The organism is Azospirillum formosense, from assembly GCF_040500525.1.
Taxonomy (GTDB): Bacteria; Pseudomonadota; Alphaproteobacteria; order Azospirillales; family Azospirillaceae; genus Azospirillum; species Azospirillum formosense_A.
The window spans coordinates 549,273-566,987 of the sequence record NZ_CP159402.1; the positions used below are offsets into that span (position 1 = coordinate 549,273).

18 protein-coding genes and 1 pseudogene are annotated in these 17,715 nt (G+C 68.6%); 10 read left to right on the forward strand and 9 right to left on the reverse strand.

The features are described 5' to 3' along the window. Positions 1–54: 54 nt before the first annotated feature. The 9 genes from ABVN73_RS02600 to ABVN73_RS02640 all read right to left on the reverse strand — a co-directional run bounded on the left by ABVN73_RS02600 (position 55) and on the right by ABVN73_RS02640 (position 6,975). Complete coding sequence (locus tag ABVN73_RS02600) at positions 55–534, reverse strand: ATP synthase subunit B (RefSeq protein ID WP_038529084.1); 480 nt, start codon at positions 532–534, stop codon at positions 55–57. Further along, the gene (locus ABVN73_RS02605; RefSeq protein ID WP_353858805.1) at positions 531–1,181 is read right to left on the reverse strand and encodes an ATPase; all 651 of its coding nucleotides are present in this window, start codon (positions 1,179–1,181) and stop codon (positions 531–533) included. The genes ABVN73_RS02600 and ABVN73_RS02605 overlap by 4 nt, the downstream gene beginning before the upstream one ends. Before the next feature lie 87 nt (positions 1,182–1,268). After that, entirely contained in the window at positions 1,269–1,493 is a 225-nt protein-coding gene (locus tag ABVN73_RS02610) for an ATP synthase subunit C family protein (protein ID WP_014239727.1), read from the reverse strand. 73 nt (positions 1,494–1,566) lie between these two features. Continuing rightward, a complete protein-coding gene (locus ABVN73_RS02615; RefSeq protein WP_035672105.1) occupies positions 1,567–2,310 on the reverse strand; it encodes a F0F1 ATP synthase subunit A in 744 nt (247 codons plus the stop codon). A 12-nt stretch (positions 2,311–2,322) separates the two neighbouring features. Next, entirely contained in the window at positions 2,323–2,685 is a 363-nt protein-coding gene (locus tag ABVN73_RS02620; protein ID WP_137140114.1) for an AtpZ/AtpI family protein, read from the reverse strand. A gap of 176 nt (positions 2,686–2,861) precedes the next feature. Then, complete coding sequence (locus ABVN73_RS02625) at positions 2,862–3,464, reverse strand: SCO family protein (protein ID WP_353858806.1); 603 nt, start codon at positions 3,462–3,464, stop codon at positions 2,862–2,864. A gap of 72 nt (positions 3,465–3,536) precedes the next feature. Then, on the reverse strand, positions 3,537–3,797 hold the full coding sequence (locus ABVN73_RS02630; protein WP_353858807.1) for a hypothetical protein: 261 nt from the start codon (positions 3,795–3,797) through the stop codon (positions 3,537–3,539). Between the two features lie 9 nt (positions 3,798–3,806). Continuing rightward, complete coding sequence (locus tag ABVN73_RS02635) at positions 3,807–5,951, reverse strand: bacteriohemerythrin (protein WP_353858808.1); 2,145 nt, start codon at positions 5,949–5,951, stop codon at positions 3,807–3,809. 286 nt (positions 5,952–6,237) lie between these two features. Continuing rightward, a complete protein-coding gene (locus ABVN73_RS02640; protein ID WP_353858809.1) occupies positions 6,238–6,975 on the reverse strand; it encodes a PhoH family protein in 738 nt (245 codons plus the stop codon). A 739-nt stretch (positions 6,976–7,714) separates the two neighbouring features. Here ABVN73_RS02640 and minC point away from each other — a divergent pair. The 10 genes and pseudogenes from minC to ABVN73_RS02690 all read left to right on the forward strand — a co-directional run bounded on the left by minC (position 7,715) and on the right by ABVN73_RS02690 (position 17,714). Continuing rightward, complete coding sequence (gene minC / locus ABVN73_RS02645) at positions 7,715–8,473, forward strand: septum site-determining protein MinC (RefSeq protein WP_353858810.1); 759 nt, start codon at positions 7,715–7,717, stop codon at positions 8,471–8,473. A gap of 141 nt (positions 8,474–8,614) precedes the next feature. Further along, positions 8,615–9,430: a septum site-determining protein MinD gene (gene minD, locus ABVN73_RS02650; RefSeq protein WP_109068620.1), complete on the forward strand. Its 816-nt coding sequence runs from the start codon at positions 8,615–8,617 to the stop codon at positions 9,428–9,430. Beyond that, positions 9,427–9,675, forward strand: a pseudogene (minE, locus tag ABVN73_RS02655) (cell division topological specificity factor MinE); the annotation flags it as partial. The gene minD and the pseudogene minE, both read left to right, overlap by 4 nt. Before the next feature lie 387 nt (positions 9,676–10,062). Continuing rightward, positions 10,063–11,466, forward strand: coding sequence for a CRTAC1 family protein (locus ABVN73_RS02660; protein ID WP_353858811.1), 1,404 nt, complete (start codon positions 10,063–10,065; stop codon positions 11,464–11,466). Positions 11,467–11,679: 213 nt separating this feature from the next. Beyond that, positions 11,680–12,228, forward strand: coding sequence for a PAS domain-containing protein (locus ABVN73_RS02665; protein ID WP_014239742.1), 549 nt, complete (start codon positions 11,680–11,682; stop codon positions 12,226–12,228). Further along, a complete protein-coding gene (locus ABVN73_RS02670) occupies positions 12,203–13,513 on the forward strand; it encodes a methyl-accepting chemotaxis protein (protein WP_353858812.1) in 1,311 nt (436 codons plus the stop codon). Before ABVN73_RS02665 ends, ABVN73_RS02670 begins: the two co-directional genes overlap by 26 nt. Positions 13,514–13,944: 431 nt before the next feature. Then, positions 13,945–15,057 carry a methyl-accepting chemotaxis protein gene (locus ABVN73_RS02675; RefSeq protein WP_353858813.1) on the forward strand — a complete coding sequence of 371 codons (1,113 nt, stop codon included), beginning with the start codon at positions 13,945–13,947 and terminating at the stop codon, positions 15,055–15,057. Positions 15,058–15,136: 79 nt separating this feature from the next. Further along, the gene (gene dgcA / locus ABVN73_RS02680) at positions 15,137–16,135 is read left to right on the forward strand and encodes an N-acetyl-D-Glu racemase DgcA (RefSeq protein WP_353858814.1); all 999 of its coding nucleotides are present in this window, start codon (positions 15,137–15,139) and stop codon (positions 16,133–16,135) included. Next, positions 16,132–16,515 carry a cupin domain-containing protein gene (locus ABVN73_RS02685; protein ID WP_353858815.1) on the forward strand — a complete coding sequence of 128 codons (384 nt, stop codon included), beginning with the start codon at positions 16,132–16,134 and terminating at the stop codon, positions 16,513–16,515. The genes dgcA and ABVN73_RS02685 overlap by 4 nt, the downstream gene beginning before the upstream one ends. Then, on the forward strand, positions 16,512–17,714 hold the full coding sequence (locus ABVN73_RS02690; RefSeq protein WP_353858816.1) for an aminotransferase class V-fold PLP-dependent enzyme: 1,203 nt from the start codon (positions 16,512–16,514) through the stop codon (positions 17,712–17,714). The genes ABVN73_RS02685 and ABVN73_RS02690 overlap by 4 nt, the downstream gene beginning before the upstream one ends. The last annotated feature ends 1 nt before the right edge of the window (position 17,715 follow it).

Below are 17,715 nucleotides of genomic sequence, written 5' to 3' on the forward strand. Positions count from 1 at the left end.
CCCGGCGCCTAGGCCGGGGTTTTTCGAAAGACCGTTGCCGGTGGAGCAACGATCTCAGTGCAGGTGCTTCGGCAGCTCGGCGATCGACTGTTCGATCAGCTTGTCCGCCTGGGCCGGCTGGATGCCGGTTTCCAGGATGCGGCGGCTGGCGTCCATGGCGATGTCGACGGTCAGGTTGCGGACCTCGGCCAGCGCCCCGGCTTCCGCCTGGGCGATGCGGTCCATGGCCTGGGCCTCGCGGCGCTTCAGCGACGCTTCGAGGTCGGCGCCGGCCTGCGAGCGGAGGCGGTCGGCCTCCTCGCGGGCGTGGGCGATGATGGCCTCGGCTTCCTTCAGAGCGTCGCGCTGACGGCGCTGGTAGTTGGCCAGCAGGGCCTGGGCGTCTTCACGCAGGCGCTGGGCCTCGTCCAGCTCCGCACGGATCTTCTCGGCGCGGGCGTCGAGAAGGCCGGTGATCGCGCCGGACGCCTTCTTCCACACCAGGGCGGCGAAGATGATGAAGGCGATGGCGACCCACATTTCAGGCGTGTTCATGACCGGCGCTCCTCGATCACGGCGGCGACCGCCGCATCGGCCTGGGCCGCGTCGACGTTCAGCCCGGCCAGGCGGCCGGCGACGTCACGGGCGATGTCGGCGGAGATGGAGCGGACGTTGGCGATCGCCTGCTCCTTGGCCGCGGCGATGTTCGCCTCGGCGGTGCGCAGACGCTCGGCGTTCTCGGCGTTCAACTGGGCCTGACGGGCGTAGTTGTTCGCGTCGATCTCGGCGGCGACCTGGGCGATCAGGGCCTGGGCTTCGGAACGGGCCCCGGCGAGGGACTGATCGACCTGGGCCATGGCGGCCTCGGCCTCTTCCTTGAGCGAAGCGGCCTTGCTCAGGTCGCGCGAAATGCGCTCCTGGCGCTCCTCCAGAACCTCGGCCACGCGCGGCAGCGCTTTCTTGGACAGGAGGTAGTAGAGGGTGATGAAGGTCAGCGCCAGCCAGAAGATCTGGGTGGGGAAGGTGGCGGGATTGAGCTGCGGCAGGCCGCCGGCGGCGTGCTCGCCGCCATGGGCGGCTTCCGGCGCGTGCTCCGCCGTCGCCGCCAGGACGTTACCGGCAAGCACGGTCAGAGTGGCGAGCGAGGCGCCCGCAGCACCCGACCAGCGGACCAGCCGTCGCTTGGCCAACAGGTTCGGCATGGATCGGTCCCCCTAGGCAAGAATGCGGCGCCGAAACTTCGAGAGCCCGGCGCCGCGTCAGAGCGAAATTGGAAGTTCGCTCTGGCCTTAGGCGAACAGGATCAGGAAGGCGATCAGCAGGGCGAACAGCGCGACGGCTTCCGTCAGCGCGAAGCCCAGAATGCCGATCGGGAAGACCTTCGGCTGGACGGCCGGGTTGCGGGCGATCGAACCGATCAGGGTCGAGAAGATGTTGCCGATACCCAGGCCGACGCCGGCGAGGGCGATAACGGCCAGACCGGCACCGACGTACTTGGCGGCTTCAGCTTCCATGGTACTCATTCCTCTAGGTAAGGGTGAACTGTGGTTGAAAAGGTAACGAGATGATCCGGGTCGGCGCTGGGGCTCAGTGCAGTTCCAGAGCGTCGCGGATGTACAGGCAGGTCAGGATCGAGAAGACGTAGGCTTGCAGGAACGCGACCAGGAACTCGAAGCCGGTCAGCGCGATGTTGATGGCCAGCGGGACGAGACCGGCGAGGAAGCCGACGGCGCCCAGGCCGCTGATCATCATAACCGTGAAACCCGCGAACACCTTCAGCATGGTGTGACCGGCCATCATGTTGGCGAACAGTCGGATCGACAGGCTGACGGGGCGCATCAGGTAGGAGATCACCTCGATCGGGATGAGGATCGGGGCGAGCGCCAGCGGCGCGCCGTGCGGCATGAAGAAGCTGAAGAAATGCAGGCCGTGCTTCATCAGGGCCAGGACGGTCACGAACACGAACACCGTCGCCGCCAGCGTGAAGGTCACGATGATGTGGCTGGTGAAGGTGAAGGTGAACGGGATCATGCCGACGAGGTTGCCGAACAGCACGAACATGAAGATCGCGAAGACGAACGGGAAGTAGGGGCGGGCGTCGTGCCCGGCGTTGTCCCGAACCATGTTCGCGACGAATTCGTAGAAGATCTCGGCCAGGGACTGCAGGCGGCCCGGAACCAGGGCGCGGCCAGACATGCCGAAGACGAGCAGCGCGTAGATCAGCGCGACCGCCACGACCATGAAGAAGGCCGAGTTCGTGAAGGACACGTCATACCCGGCGATCACGATCTGGAGGATCGGGTTGATCTGGAACTGGTGCAGCGGATCCAAGGTCGTCCTCGCTCAGTGTGCGTCGCCGTCGGGACGCTCGTTGTCATCCTCACGGGCCCGGCGGTAGCCGGGGGCTAATCCGAGCCCGGTGATGGCCCGGTAGACATTCAGAATTCCGGCCGCCGCGCCGAGGAAGAACATGACGATCAATCCCCAGGGCGCCGTTCCGAGCCAGCGGTCGAGCAGGAGCCCGCCACCGACGCCAACGATCATGGCAGCGACCAGCTCGGTCCCGATTCGAAAGGCGATGCCGAGAGGACTCTGCGGCAGCCGGTGATATTTCCCCGGACCGCTCTGCGATTCCTTCCCTTCACGCGCCTTCTTCAGTCGGGCGTCAAGCTCTGCCAGAGACGGCGGGGGCTTTTCGTCGCTCATGTCGCTTCGTTGTCCCCGTTGTCTCGCAGCCACGCGAAAGCGGCGAGACCATACGGACAGGGCACAACCCTGTCAAGTCGCAAAACCCTTAATACAAGTGCTTGAAAACCCAACGAAACCGCGCCGAAACCTTGGTATTACCGGGTCAAAGGGCGCGGCTCCGCTCGTGTTTTCCGTCAGCCGGCAATGCGGCTGCCCAGATCCTGGGCCACGCGGTCGGCGGTGGTGCCGGCCGGATACACCCCGAGGAAGCGCCCGTCGGGGCCCATCAGGTAAAGAAAACTGGAGTGATCCATCAAGTAATCCTCCGGTTTTCCGCCTTCCTGCGGCGCCTTGGCGTAATAGACCCGGTAGGCCTTGGCCGCCGCCTTGACCTGCTCCGGCGTGCCGGTCAGCCCGACCAGATTGGGGTGGAACAGCCCGACATAGTCCTTCAGATGCGCCACCGTGTCGCGCTCCGGATCGACGGAGATGAACATCGGCTGCACCTTCTCCGCCTGCACGCCGAGCAGATCCATGGCCCGCGCCATCGTGCCCAGCTCCGTCGGACAGACGTCGGGGCAGTAGGTGTAGCCGAAGTAGATCAGCAGGTACTTGCCGCGGTAGTCGGCGTCGGTGACCGTCTTGCCGTCCTGATCGGTCAGGGTGAAGGGGCCGCCGATGGGCACGCTGCTCTGCACCGTGCTGGAGGCGTTTTCGACCTGCCACCAGGCGATGCCGGCGGCGATCACGAGCCCCACGGCGGAGGCGGCGGCGATGCGGATGAGTCGGGCTTTCATGACCGACTGGAATGGGGCGGCGCACGGTCCAGGTCAAGAGGACAATCTGCCCAGGGCGGGGACGCCGCGCCCTCACCAGAGGCGCCGCGCGGCCCAGCGCAGCGCCGGCGCCGCCGGCGCGATGGTCAGGACGATCAGGACGAGCGCGGTGCGGCTCACCGTGCCGGTCGAGGCATAGACCGCAATGGCGGCGATGCCTCCCGGCAGAAAGGCAAGGAGCGGCCAGGTCAGGCGGGGTTTCCAGACAATGAAGCCGACGGGCGCCCAGGCCAACAGCGCGGCCGTCAGCTTTGGAAGTGCGACGGTGACCAGATCCCCCAGGAACGCCGCCATGCCGGCCTGTCACGCCGCCTTGCGCGTCGGCTCTCCCGACCGGGCCAGATGGTCGCCGATGCGCTTGTCGAAGCGCTGGATGTGGCCGGTCAGCCAGTCGCGGAACAGGGCCAGCAGATCGTCGCCGACCCGCGCCTCCCCGGCCTCGAAGCGCTGCTTCAACTCGGCCACGCGCTTGCGCAGGGCGTCGTGCTGCGCCTTGTGCTGCGCGAAGTCGGGGTAGCCCGCCCTCTGCATCACCCGCTCCTCCTCCTCGAAATGCAGGACCGTGTAGGCGACGAGCTGGTCGATGGCCGACCCGATGGCATGCGGCACCTCGCCGGCCCGGATGCGCCGGGCCGCCCGGTTGATCAGCGCGACCAGGATCATGTGGTCGTTGTCGATGTCCTCCTGCCCGACGGCCAGCGTGTCGCTCCAGGGCATGAAGACCTCTTCCCCGGCGGGAGCGAAGAGGGTGGCCAACTCCGCGCTGTTGATCGCCGCCACGTTGACCAGGAAGGCGTCGACCAGGGCGCGCAGGGACCCGGCCTGCTGCGCGAGGCTCTCCGCGGCGTCGAGCAGGCCGTTGGCGGCCTTCTCCGTCTCCAGCGCCGAGGATGAGACCTCGTCGATGCTGGTGGAGACCTGACGCGTGCCCTGCGCCGCCTCTCCCGCGCTGCGGGCGATCTCGCCGGTCGCGGCGCCCTGCTGCTGGACCGCGGCGGCGATGGAGGTGCCGATCTCGTCGCTGCGGGCGATGATCCCGGCGATTTCGCGGATGGCGGTGACGGCGCCCTGCGAGGCCTGCTGCACCTCGCTGATCTGGGCGGTGATTTCCTCGGTCGCCTTGGCGGTCTGGCCGGCGAGGTTCTTGACCTCCCCCGCGACGACGGCGAAACCCTTGCCCATCTCGCCGGCCCGCGCCGCCTCGATGGTGGCGTTCAGCGCCAGAAGGTTGGTCTGGCTGGCGATGCTGGTGATCAGGTCGGCGACCTCGTTGATCTTCTGCGCGGCGTGGCCCAGCCCGCCGATGCGTTCGCTGGCCTGGCGGGAGGCGTTCACCGCCTGCATGGAAATGTGCGAGGAGGTGGCGACCTGGGTGCCGATCTCGGCGATCGCGCTGCTCAGCTCCTCGGCGGCGGCGGCGACGGTCTGCACGTTCACCGAGGCCTGCTGCGACGCCCCGGCGACGGACGCGGCCTCGCGCATGTTGCGGTCGGCGGTGGCGGACAGCGAGCGCGCGGTGTTCTCCAGCGCCTGCACGGCCTGCCCGACCGTGCCGACCATGGCGGTGACCGTGGCGTCGAACCGCTCGGTCAGCCGCTCCAGGGCGCGGGCGCGCTGCCCGGTCACCCGGTGCTCCACCTGCTGGCGCTCCCAATGGCGCTGCAGGTCGATCTGGTTGTTGCGGAAGACCTCCAGGGTGCGGGCCATGACGCCGATCTCGTCGCCGCGGCGCGTGCCGGACACCGTCACCGCCGTGTCGCCGCCGGCCAGCGTCTGCATCACCCCGGTCATGGCGTGCAGCGGGCGGACGATGGCGCGGCTGACCATCAGGGCGATGCCCGTCGCCGCCAGCGCGATCAGCAGCCCCAGCCCGCCGAGGAACAGGGCGGCCTCGCGAAAGGCGGCGGCCACGTCGTCCACATAGATGCCCGACCCGATCAGCCAGCCCCAGGGCTCGAACCCGCGCACGTAGGAGATCTTCGACACCGGCTCCGCCTGGCCGGGCTTCGGCCACAGGTAATCGACGAAGCCGCCCTCCGCCGCGACGCCGACGCGGGTCATCTCGACGAACAGCAGCTTGCCGTTCGGGTCGGCGGTGCGCGACTGGTCCTGCCCGTCCATCTCGGGTCGGATCGGGTGCATGATCATGCGCTGCGCGCGGTCGATGACGAAGAAATACTCCGAACCGGCGTAGCGCAGCCGGCGCAGCGCGTCCTTGGCCGCCGCCTGGGCGGCGTCGCGGGTCAGCGCGCCCTTGCGCTCCATCTCCTCGTAATGGACGACGAGGCTGTGGGCGACCTCCACCACGCTGCGCGTCTTGTCCTGGCGGTCCTTCATCATCTCGGCGCGCAGGCCGAACAGGCTGACGGCGGCGATCAGGGCGAGCCCGACGGCCGCGACGCCGAGGATGACGGAGATCTTTCCCTTGATGCTGATGCGCTCGAACACCTGACGCTCCTCCGGAATTTTCTTGTTTCGGCGCACGCGCCGGTTCCGGACGGGGCCGAAACCGTCCGGTAATTCTGCTAAATTTTTTGTTACTTTTGCTCCGGGGGCCTGATCGTCGTCAAGACGCATCAACCCGGGGTGAGAAAACGTCGCGGGCAACCGGTCAAAGGAACGAAAGGATAGGCGTGCCGCGCCGCAAAAAAGGAAGGGGAGGCCCGCAGGCCTCCCCCAGTTGTGACCGGTGCGCCGATGGAGAAGCGTCGGCGCCGTTCGTTTGCCGACGCCGTCAGAGCACGGTCAGCATGCTGGCGACCAGGGGGTGGCGGACGATGTCGGTGTCGCTCAGCCGGACGACGGCGATGCCCTCCACCGCCTCCAGGCGGCGCGCGATGTCGGCCAGACCCGACAGGTTGTCGAGCAGGTCCGTCTGGTCGGGGTCGCCGGTCAGGACCATGGTGGAGTGCCAGCCCAGACGGGTCAGCAGCATCTTGATCTGGGCGTAGGTGCAGTTCTGCGCCTCGTCGATCACCACGAAGGCGTTGTTCAGGGTGCGCCCGCGCATGAAGCCGACCGGCGCGATCTCGATGGTGCCGTCGGCCATCAGGGCGCGCAGGCGCTTGGCGCCCAGCCGCTCGCTCAGCGCGTCGTAGAGCGGGCGCAGGAAGGGGGCCATCTTCTCGTGCATGTCGCCCGGCAGATAGCCGATGCTCTCGCCCGCCTCGATGGCCGGGCGGGACAGCACGATGCGGTCGACCTTGCCCTCCTCCAGCGCCTCCACCGCCGAGGAAATCGCCAGATAGGTCTTGCCGGTGCCGGCGGGGCCGAGCGCCACAACGAGGTTATGGTCCTTGATCGCCTCCATCAGCCTCTTCTGGTTGGGGCTCTGGGGCTTGACCTTGCGGAGATAGCTCTGGTCGCGGCGGTCGGCGCCGCCCACAGGGTCCCAGCCGACGGCGGGGAACAGTGGGTGGACCGTCGACTCGGACGCTGAAACGGCGCTGCCTTTGGTCTGGCGTCTGGCCATATCGCTCTCCTAACGTCACGTTGGTGGGCGGCGGCTCCGGGCACAAAAAAACCTCCCGCAACGGGGAGGTCGTCGATGTTGCTGTGCAACAGGATGGCCGGAGTCTGGCTTGCCGGTGCGAGGCGTGCGTCCCGTCGGCTGCGCCCGTCATGGGGTGCCGGCGACACTCGGACGCTCGGGAACGAAGCAGGATGCAAGCGGACCTCTTCGTCGGAATTGGAACCTCACATCACAAACATAGGTCGCGGGACGGCGAAGGTCAGTCGAAATTGCGGGCATCGCAAAAGATTCACACAAGATGTTGTGGGCGGCCTCGGAAGGCGGCGGGGCGGCGACGGACTACCGCCAGAGGCGGAGGGAACCCGGCGGCAACGCGACGAGCGGGTGTGCCGGACGGCCGCCGGCCATCTGCGCGGGTGGCGCGGCCAGGGAAAGATGCCGCAGCGCGAAAAGGGCATAGTCCCGCAAAACCCTTTGCCCGGCGAATCCAGTTCCATTACCATACTTTGTGGTGAGACCTTTCGCTGACGCAACACATGGACCTCCAGCCCGGACGGGGATGCCCTGTTCCGGCCCGTGGCGCGTGTGTCCGGCGGTTGTCACTCCATCGGCGCCGGGAAAGGCTTGAACGGATGGGGTCCGCGCCGCTAGAACCCGGGTGGTTGACCCTTCCGCCCTGGTGCCTGGCCGATGGCCCCAGACATGCGGACGACACGGATTCGGCAGGAACACAAGCAGGATGGCAGCGGTGAGCAGCGCCAGGCAGGGTGCCGATCGGGACGGTCCGTTCCAGTTGCGGGGCAATTCCTTCACCATGATGGTGCTGAAGGTGAATGATCCGGCGTCGCCGGACTTCTTCACGCAGCTCGCCGTCAAGGTCCGGCAGGCGCCCAATTTCTTCCGCAACGCCCCCGTCGTTCTCGACTTCGAGGAGCTGACGGAGGACACCCCGCGCTTCGACATCGCCGCCCTAGTGACCAACCTGCGCGCGCTGTACCTGCTGCCGGTCGGCTTCCGCGGCGGGCCGCGCGCGGTCCACGAGGGGGCGCTCGCCGCCGGGCTGACCCCGATGCCCGCCGGGCGCGCCGCCAAGCTGGAGTCCGCCGCACCCGCCGCCGACCCGCAGGCCGGCGCCGCCGCGATCCCGGCCCCGCCGCCCGAGCCGGTCTACCGTCCGGCGCTGCTGGTGACCGAGCCGGTGCGCTCCGGCCAGCAGATCTACGCGGAGAAGACGGACCTGGTGATCACCGCCCCCGTGTCCCCCGGCGCGGAGGTGGTGGCCGACGGCAACATCCACGTCTACGGCGCGCTGCGCGGCCGGGCGCTGGCCGGCGTGTCCGGCGACACCAACGCGCGCATCTTCTGCCACAGCCTGGAGGCCGAGGTCGTCTCGGTGGCCGGGCTGTACCGCGTCAGCGAGGATTTCGGGAACGACGTGCTGAAGAAGCCGGTGCAGATCTTCCTGCGCGACGGCTATCTTCACATGGAGCCCCAGTGATGACGCTTTTGAGCGCTTTCGGTCGAACGGCCCTCTGTGCGAGGACGGTGTCACGCAAAGCGTGCCCGGCACAGGCCCTGATCTGCGTAACCCGGTAACCGGACCTTGGCGGCAACATTTAGGAACGTGGGAGAAGCTCCGTTGGGCAAGATCATCGTCATGACTTCCGGCAAGGGCGGCGTCGGCAAGACGACCTCCTCCGCCGCTTTCGCGACCGGACTCGCCTTGCGCGGCTTCAAGACGGTCGTCATCGATTTCGACGTCGGGCTGCGCAACCTCGACCTCATCATGGGCTGCGAGCGGCGCGTGGTGTTCGACTTCATCAACGTCATCAACGGCGAAGCGAAGCTGAGCCAGGCGCTGATCAAGGACAAGCGCATCGACAACCTGTCGATCCTGCCGACCTCGCAGACCCGCGACAAGGACGCCCTGACCCGCGAAGGCGTGGAAAAGGTCCTGAACGAGCTGTCCAAGGACTTCGACTACATCGTCTGCGACAGCCCGGCGGGCATCGAGCGGGGCGCGCTGATGGCGCTGTACTTCGCCGACCACGCGGTGATCGTGACCAACCCGGAAGTCTCCTCGGTCCGCGACAGCGACCGCATCCTCGGCGTGCTGGCCTCGCGCTCGCGCCGGGCGGAGCAGGGTCTGGAGCCGGTGACGCAGCAGCTTCTCCTCACCCGCTACGACCCGGAGCGGGTGGAGCGCGGCGAGATGCTGAAGGTCGACGACGTTCTGGAGATCCTGGCGATCCCGCTGCTCGGCGTGATCCCGGAGAGCCAGGCCGTGCTGCGCGCCTCCAACGTCGGCATGCCGGTCATCCTCGACGAGGCGTCCAACGCCGGCCAGGCCTATCTGGACGCGGTCTCCCGCTTCCTGGGCGAGGACGTCGAGCACCGCTTCGTCACGCCGCAGAAGAAGGGCCTGTTCAGCCGCCTCCTCCGGAGGTCCGCATGAGCATCTTCAGCTTTTTCCGGTCCGCCCCGCGCGCGTCGGCGGTCCAGGCCAAGGAACGTCTCCAGATCGTCATGGCGCACGAGCGCGCCGGGCGGACGGGGCCGGACTATCTGCCGATGCTCCAGCAGGAGCTGCTGGCGGTCATCGCCAAGTACATCGACATCGACCAGAACAAGGTCGAGGTGAAGCTGGACCGCGGCGGCGACTGCTCGACGCTGGAGCTGAACATCGAGCTGCCGGCCCGCGAGGCCGCCGCCAAGGCGCTGAAGGAAAGCGCCAAGCTGGCGGTCGCCGGCAACCGGCCGGCGGCCAAGGACGGCGACGAGTCCGATGCGGTCAAGCTGGCCGCCGGCGGCTCCCTGACCAACGGCGGCGTCAAGAAGCGCCGCTGAGCGTCCTTGCGCTCCATGAACCGATCCCGCCGCAGCCGGCCCGCTGCGGCGGGATTTTTCATGCCTTCCGCGAGGTCCGCCGCGCGGTCATAGGCCGCAGCCCCACGACGGGCTGGACTTCCGTGCGGGTTTACCTCCGCCGTTCGAAGAGGTATCAACGGATGAGAGCCCGTCAGGGACCGGCCCTCGCGGGCCAAACCCTCCCCGGGCGTCGTCGCGGCAGTGAGGGAGTGGCGCCCGATGTTCTTCGAATGCTCGCGGCTGATCGACGGCAACCAGCCGCGCCTGTCCAACGGCATCACCGTGACCGACGTCGACGGTGATGGGGCATTCGAGCTGATGGTCACGGGCTACGCGACCAACAACCTCATCCTCAAATGGGACGGCTCCCGGCTGGTGGACGTCGCCGGGCCGCTGCTGGCCGACCCCTCGGGCTGCGCGGTGGCCATCGCCGCCGCCGACGTGGACGGCGACGGGCGGGAGGAACTGTATGTCCTGAACTCCGACCGGGCGAGCGGGCCAAAGGAGATGGGCGACCGGCTGTTCGCCTGCTTCGGTAAGCACTGGCTCGACCTGCTGGCCCAGCCGGAGAACGCCGGCATGGCGAACCGCGTCGCCGGGCGGTCGGTGATCGCCATGGACCGGCACGGCCATGGCCGTTACGGCTTTGTCGTGGCGGCGGACGGCGGCCCCTTCCGCCTGTTCGAGCTGAGCCGGCGCGGGCGGCTGGAGGACGCGGCGGAGGAGGCGGGCATCGACCTGATCGGCGCCGGGCGCGGGCTGCTCGCCCTGCCGTTCCTGTCCGACCGGGTGGACCTGTTCGCCTGCAACGAGGGCGGGCCGAACTTCCTGTTCCGCAACCTGGGCGACGGAACCTACGAAGAGATCGCCGAGGAGCGCGGCGTCGCCGATTCGCGCTTCGCCGGGCGGGCGGTGACCGCGGTGGACGGGCCGGGCTATGGCGGCTTCGGGCTGCTGGTCGGCGCCTGGGAGGGGCCGCAGCGCCTGTTCGTCCAGCGCTCCGGCGGCGGCTTCGTGGACGAGGCCGATCCCGAGATGTCCTTTCCGGGGCGGGTGTCCAGCGTGATTGCCGCCGATTTCGACAACGACGGCTACGAGGAGCTGTTCTTCAACCTGCACGGCGAGCCCAACCGCCTGTTCGCGTGGCGCGACGACCGCTGGCAGGCCATCGACCTCGGCGACGCGGCGGAGCCCAAGGGGCTGGGCACCGGGGCGGCGGTGGCCGACATCGACGGCGACGGCCGGCTGGAACTGCTGATCGCCCATGGCAACGGGGTGGGCGGCGGGCATGGCGGCGGGCATGGCGGCGGATCGCCGCAGCCCTTGTCGCTGTACCGCACGGCGGCGAACCACAACGGGTGGCTGCGCGTGCTGCCGCTGACCCCCTACGGCGCGCCGGCGCGCGGCGCCGTGGTCACCTGCATGGCCAACGGGCGGCGGCAGGTGCGGTCCGTCTGCGCCGGCTCGGGCTATCTCTGCCAGATGGAGCCGGTGGCCCATTTCGGGCTGGGCAGCGCCCGCGCGGTGGAGCGGCTGGAGGTGCGCTGGCCGGACGGTATGACGGCCATCGTCGAGAACCCGCCCATCGGCCGGCTGCTGACTGTTCCCTACCCGCCGGAGTGAGCGGGGCGCGCCGATGGTGCGTTCGGACAGCGGTTGAGCTGAATCATATTTCCGCGCGGCAATAAATTTAATCTTTTGTATAACCCGTCGGGTCTTTACTTTGCGGCGTCCGCCAGGGCCCGACGGGAACGCGCGGATGGGGAGATGTCCGCCCTGTAATCGAACGCGAACCAATAAGGGGGCGCCGGGCTCCGGCCCTGCGACCGCAGGCAGATGGCACACAGCGACGTTCTCAGCCCCGGCCCCCGCGACCGGACGCTGACCGGGGTCGAGCGGTTCTTCGACGCCGACGAGGTGATCGTTTCCAAGACCGACCTGAAAGGGCGGATCACCTACGCCAACCGGGTGTTCCAGCGCGTCGCCGGCTACAGCGAGGCGGAGCTGATGGGCGCGCCGCACTCCATTGTCCGCCATCCGGACATGCCGCGCTGCGTGTTCAAGCTGCTGTGGGACACGCTGGGGGCCGGGCAGGAGATCTTCGCCTACGTCGTGAACCGGGCGCGCAACGGCGACCATTACTGGGTCTTCGCCCACGTCACCCCCAGCTACGACGTCAACGGCCGGCTTGTCGGCTACCACTCGTCGCGCCGGGTGCCGGACCGCGGCGCCATCGACAAGGTGGTGCCGCTCTACCGCACGCTCCTGGACATTGAAAACCGCCACGAAGACCGCAAGCAGGGCATGAACGAGGCCTTCGCCACCGTTGTCGGGCTGCTGACGGAGAAGGGGATCGGGTATGACGAATTCGTCTTCTCTCTCTAAGGCGTTCGGGCTGGGGGCGGTCGCCGCGCTGCTCGTCGCAGCGCTGTTGGTGACCGATTCGCTGAACATCGGCGGCGCCCCGCTGCGCCTCGCGATCGGGGCCGCGGCGCTGGCCGCGCTGGTCGGCGTCATGCTGTGCATGGTGCGCGCCCGCGCCGCGGTGGGGCAGGCGGTGGCCGTCTGCCAAGCGGTGTCGCGCGGCGATTTCGAGGCGCGGGTCGTCAATGTCCGGGAGAGGGGCGACCTCGGCGAGCTGATGCACGCCCTGAACGACTCGATCGACCGCACCGACGCCTTCATCCGCGAGGCCACCGCCTCGATGAGCTATGTGTCGGCCAACAAGTATTTCCGGCGGATCGTGCTGAAGGGCATGCAGGGGAATTTCCTGCACGCGTCGCGCACCATCAACACCGCGACCGACGCCATCGCCACCAAGGTGAAGGGCTTCGCCGGGGTGACCGACCGCTTCGAGACGCAGATCCGCGCGGTGTGCGAGCAGGTGTCCGGCACCGCCCACCAGCTGGAGATGTCGGCCCGCACCATGGAGAGCGACGCCCAAACCGCCACCGGCAAGGCCTCCTCGGTGGCCGCCGCCGCGTCGCAGACCGGCTCGTCGGTCGGCAGTGTGGCGGCCGCGACGGAGGAGCTGTCGGCGTCCATCCGCGAGATCGCCCGGCAGGTGGAGGAGGTCGCCAAGGTCGCCGCCAACGCCGCGGGCGAGGCCGAACGCTCCAACGCCCTGATCGCCGAACTGTCGGGCGCCGCCAAGACGGTGGGCGAGGTGGTCACCCTGATCAACGACATCGCCAGCCAGACCAACCTGCTGGCGCTGAACGCGACCATCGAGGCCGCCCGCGCGGGGGAGGCCGGCAAGGGCTTCGCCGTGGTGGCGCAGGAGGTCAAGCGGCTGGCCGACCAGACCGCCAAGGCCACGGGCGACATCGCCGGGCAGATCGCCGGCATCCAGTCCTCCACCGACGTGGCGGTCGCCTCCATCGTCGGCATCGGCCACACCATCCAGGACATCAACCAGATCGCCGGCGGCATCGCCGCGGGCATCGGGCAGCAGGGCTCGGCGATCCGCTCGATCGTCAGCAACATGGATCAGGCCGCGGCCGGAACCCGCGCCGTCACCGAGGACATCCAGGACGTCACCACCGCCGCCGAACGGACCAGCGGCACCGCCCACGAGGTTTTCGCCGCGTCGGAGCGGATGAGCGTCCAGGCAGACCGACTGACCCGCGAGGTGCAACTGTTCCTGGACGAGATGCACAAGGTCGCGTGACGCGTTTTTGTGCAATATCCCATTATTTGTCCAAAAAGCTGTATTCGCTTATTAGGTGTGCATTGATTAGCCGCCCGGCATTTGCTTGCGTGCTAAGCAGTGTCTGGGCGGTGCAATGGGTCCATGCGACCTTTTGCCTCATTTTTTAGGAGAAACCGGTGCTTTTGTTGCGGCGCACGCGGTGCGCCGGGTGCGGTGCGGCGGGACCGCTTCCGCGTGTGATTGTTCGGACTCCATTATGACGCCGAATTCATCACAATTTCGAAACTGACATCCCAAAAACGTTGAGGCCAGCCCCGGGAGTTTGCGTGAAAACGCAGGCTTTGCAAGGCTTTGCGCGTCCTGATGGTTTTGGGCGGGCGGTTGGCACAGCGTTTGATGGTTGGACGTCTAAAAAAGATATCCCACCCAAACTCACAGAGGTGTTCGGGATGAGTGTGGCCGGAAACGAACTGTTCGAGCTTTCCCGGGGCGTCCTGGATGTCGCCTCCCGGAAGGTGTCTTTGATCGAAGACATCACCCGCCGCACCAAGATGCTGGCGATGAACGCCCTGATCGAGGCGTCACGGGCGGGCGACGCGGGGCGGGGCTTCGCGGTGGTCGCGAACGAAGTCTCCGAGATTTCCAAGCAGGTGAACACCATCACCAAGGAGCTGCGGTCGGAGATCGTCTCCCGCGTCGATCACCTGACCACCACGGGCAGCGCCATGGTGCAGGAGATGCACGGGCGGCGTCTGGCCGACCTGTCGCTGAACATGATCGAGATCATCGACCGGAACCTGTACGAGCGGTCCTGCGACGTGCGCTGGTGGGCGACCGACAGCGCGGTGGTGGACTGCGCCGCCGACCCGACGGAGGTGAACCGCCAGCACGCCTCGCACCGGCTGGGCGTCATCCTGGAATCCTACACCGTCTATCTCGACCTGTGGATCGCCGACCTGAAGGGCGAGGTGATCGCCACCGGCCGTCCCGGCCGCTACCCCGGCGCCCAGGGCGCCCGCGTGGGGGACGAGGGGTGGTTCCGCCAGGCGCTGGCCACGCGCAACGGCGGCGAGTTCACGGTGGGCGACGTGGCGCGCAACGGCCGTCTGGAGGACCGGGTGGTCGCCACCTACGCCACCGCGATCCGGCGCGGCGGCGAGGCGGACGGCGATCCCATCGGCGTGCTGGGCATCTTCTTCGACTGGGAGCCGCAGGCCGCCGCGGTTGTCCAGGGCGTGCGGCTGGAGGACGAGGAACGCTCCCGTTCGCGCTGCCTTCTGCTCGACGCCCGGCACCGGGTGATCGCCTCCTCCGACGGGCGGGGCATCCTCAGCGAGACCGTCCAGCTCCGCCGCAGCGGGGAGAGCATGGGGCATTACTCGGACGCCGCCGGGCGGACCTACGGCTACGCTCTGACGCCCGGTTACGAGACCTACAAGGGACTGGGCTGGTACGGGGTGATCGTGCAGGACGCCGACCCGCGCCAGCAGCAGGCGGCCGGCCCGGCAACCGTCGGTATGGCTGGACGGGGGGCAATGAACGGGGCCGGGCTTCACGGGTAAGGCTGGCATTCCCACCCTGCTCTGGTCATCGCGGCGGGTTTGCTTACACTTCGGGTCCGCCGCGTTGCTGGAGAGTTGCATGTCGTCCACCGCCCGCCGTCTCTATGTCCGCCGCGATACCTTTCCCATCGCGGGGACCTTCCGCATATCGCGCGGCGCCAAGACCGAGGCCGAGGTCGTGGTCGCCGAGGTGGTCGAATCCTGCAAGCGGGGCCGGGGGGAGTGCGTGCCCTACGCCCGCTACGGGGAATCGCTGGACGAGACGGTCAAGACGCTGGAATCCCTGGCCGGGGCGGTGGCGGACGGGCTTGATCGCGAGCGGCTGCGCACCCTCCTGCCGCCGGGGGCCGCGCGCAACGCGCTGGACTGCGCGCTGTGGGACCTGGAGGCCAAACAGGCCGGCAAACCGGCGTGGCGTCTTGCCGGGCTTCCCGACGCGCCGAAGAAGCTGACCACCTGCTACACGCTGAGCGTGGACGAGCCCGCGGCGATGGCCGCCTCCGCCAAGGAGCGGGCGGCCGACCATCCGCTGCTCAAGATGAAGCTGACCGGGGAGGGCGACCTCGACCGCGTGCGCGCGGTACGCGCGGCCGCCCCGGCGACCCGCCTGATCGTCGACGCCAACGAGGCCTGGACGCTGGAGATGCTCCGCCGCTTCGCTCCGGTTCTGGCCGATCTCGGGGTGGAGCTGATCGAGCAGCCGCTGCCCGCCGGCGAGGACGAGGCGCTGCGCGGCATCGATTGCCCCGTGCCGCTGGGCGCCGACGAATCCTGCCACGGGCTGGACTCGCTCAGCCGGTTGAAGGGCATCTACCGGGTGGTGAACATCAAGCTGGACAAGACCGGCGGCCTGACCGAGGCGCTGCTGCTGAAGCAGGCGGCGCAGGAGTCCGGATTCGACATCATGGTCGGCTGCATGGTCGCCACCTCGCTCGCCATGGCGCCCGCCGTGCTGCTGGCCCAGGGCGCGCGCTACGTCGATCTCGACGGGCCGCTGCTGCTGGCCGAGGACCGCACGCCGGCCCTGCATTACGATGGCGGCACGCTGTGCCCGCCGGCCCCCGAACTCTGGGGATGAACGTCCCGTCCGGCAACCTGCTGGCGGGCCTGCCGTCCGGTGCACGGCCGGACGAGATTTTCACGACCTTGACGGAAACGGCGTCGTCGTCCGGGACGGTGCGGATCGAGCGCATCCTGTCCACCGGTCAGGCGTCCCCCGACGGCTTCTGGTACGATCAGGACTGGGACGAGTTCGTGCTGATCGTCCAGGGTGCCGCCCGATTGCAGCTTGAAGGCGAGGCGGAGCGCGCGCTCGGGCGCGGCGACTGGGCGATGATCCCGGCCCGGCGGCGGCACCGCGTGGCCTGGACCGATCCCGCCGGTCCGACCGTCTGGCTGGCGGTGCACATCGGCGAGAAGCAACCTCCGGAAACACCGGGGCGGGGGGAAGACCAATGACCATCGACATCGCGCGCGCCCGCGCGGAGACGCCGGGAACCCGGCACGTCGTCCACTTCAACAACGCCGGAGCCGCGCTGCCGCCGCAGCCGGTGTTGGACGCCGTGACCGCGCATCTGACGCTGGAGGCCACCATCGGCGGCTACGAGGCGGCCGAGCACGCCAACGGCCGGCTGGAAGGCGTCTACGACTCCGTGGCCCGCCTGCTCGCCTGTTCGCGCGACGAGGTGGCCCTGGCGGAAAACGCGACGGCGGCCTGGGGCATGGCCTTCAACGCCCTGGCCGCCCTGCCGGGGGAGGGCTTCCGGCCCGGCGACCGCATCCTGACGGCGCGTGCCGAATACGCCGCCAACCTGATCCCCTTTCTGCAAGCCTCCCGGCGCACCGGCGTGGTGGTCGAGGTGATCCCGAGCGACGAGACCGGCCAGACCTCCGTCGCGGCGCTGGAGGCGACGATCGGGGCGCCGGGGAAGGGTCCGGTCAAGCTGATCGCCATCACCCACATCCCGACCAACGGCGGGCTGGTCAACCCGGCGGCGGCCATCGGGCGGGTGGCCCGGCGGCACGGCATTCCCTATCTGCTCGACGCGTGCCAGACGGTGGGCCAGATGCCGGTGGACGTCGAGGAACTGGGCTGCGACTTCCTGTCGGCAACCGGGCGCAAGTTCCTGCGCGCGCCGCGGGGCACCGGCTTCCTCTACGTCCGCAAGGACTGGCTCGACCGCATCGAGCCGCACACGCTGGACCACAGCGGCGGCGCGCTGGCCGGTCCGGACCGCTACACCATGCGCCCCGACGCCCGCCGCTTCGAACTGTGGGAGAGCAACACCGCGGCCCGGCTCGGGCTGGGCGTGGCGGTGGATTACGCGCTGTTCTGGGGGCTGGAGGCGATCCGCGACCGCGCCTTCGCCCTCGCCGACGCGCTGCGGCAGGGTCTGGACGCGCTTCCCGGCGTGACGGTGCGTGATCTCGGGGTGGAGCGCTGCGCCATCGTCACCTTCACGGTGGACGGCCACGAGCCGCGCGCGATCAAGGCCGCGCTGCGCGGCCAGGGGATCAACCTGTCGGTGTCCTCCGCGCCCTCGACGCCCTTCGACATGGACGCTCGTGGGTTGAGCGAGGTCGTCCGCGCCTCCCCCCACTACTACAACGACGAGGCGGAGGTGGAGCGGCTTCTGACGGCGGTCAAGGCGCTGTAGG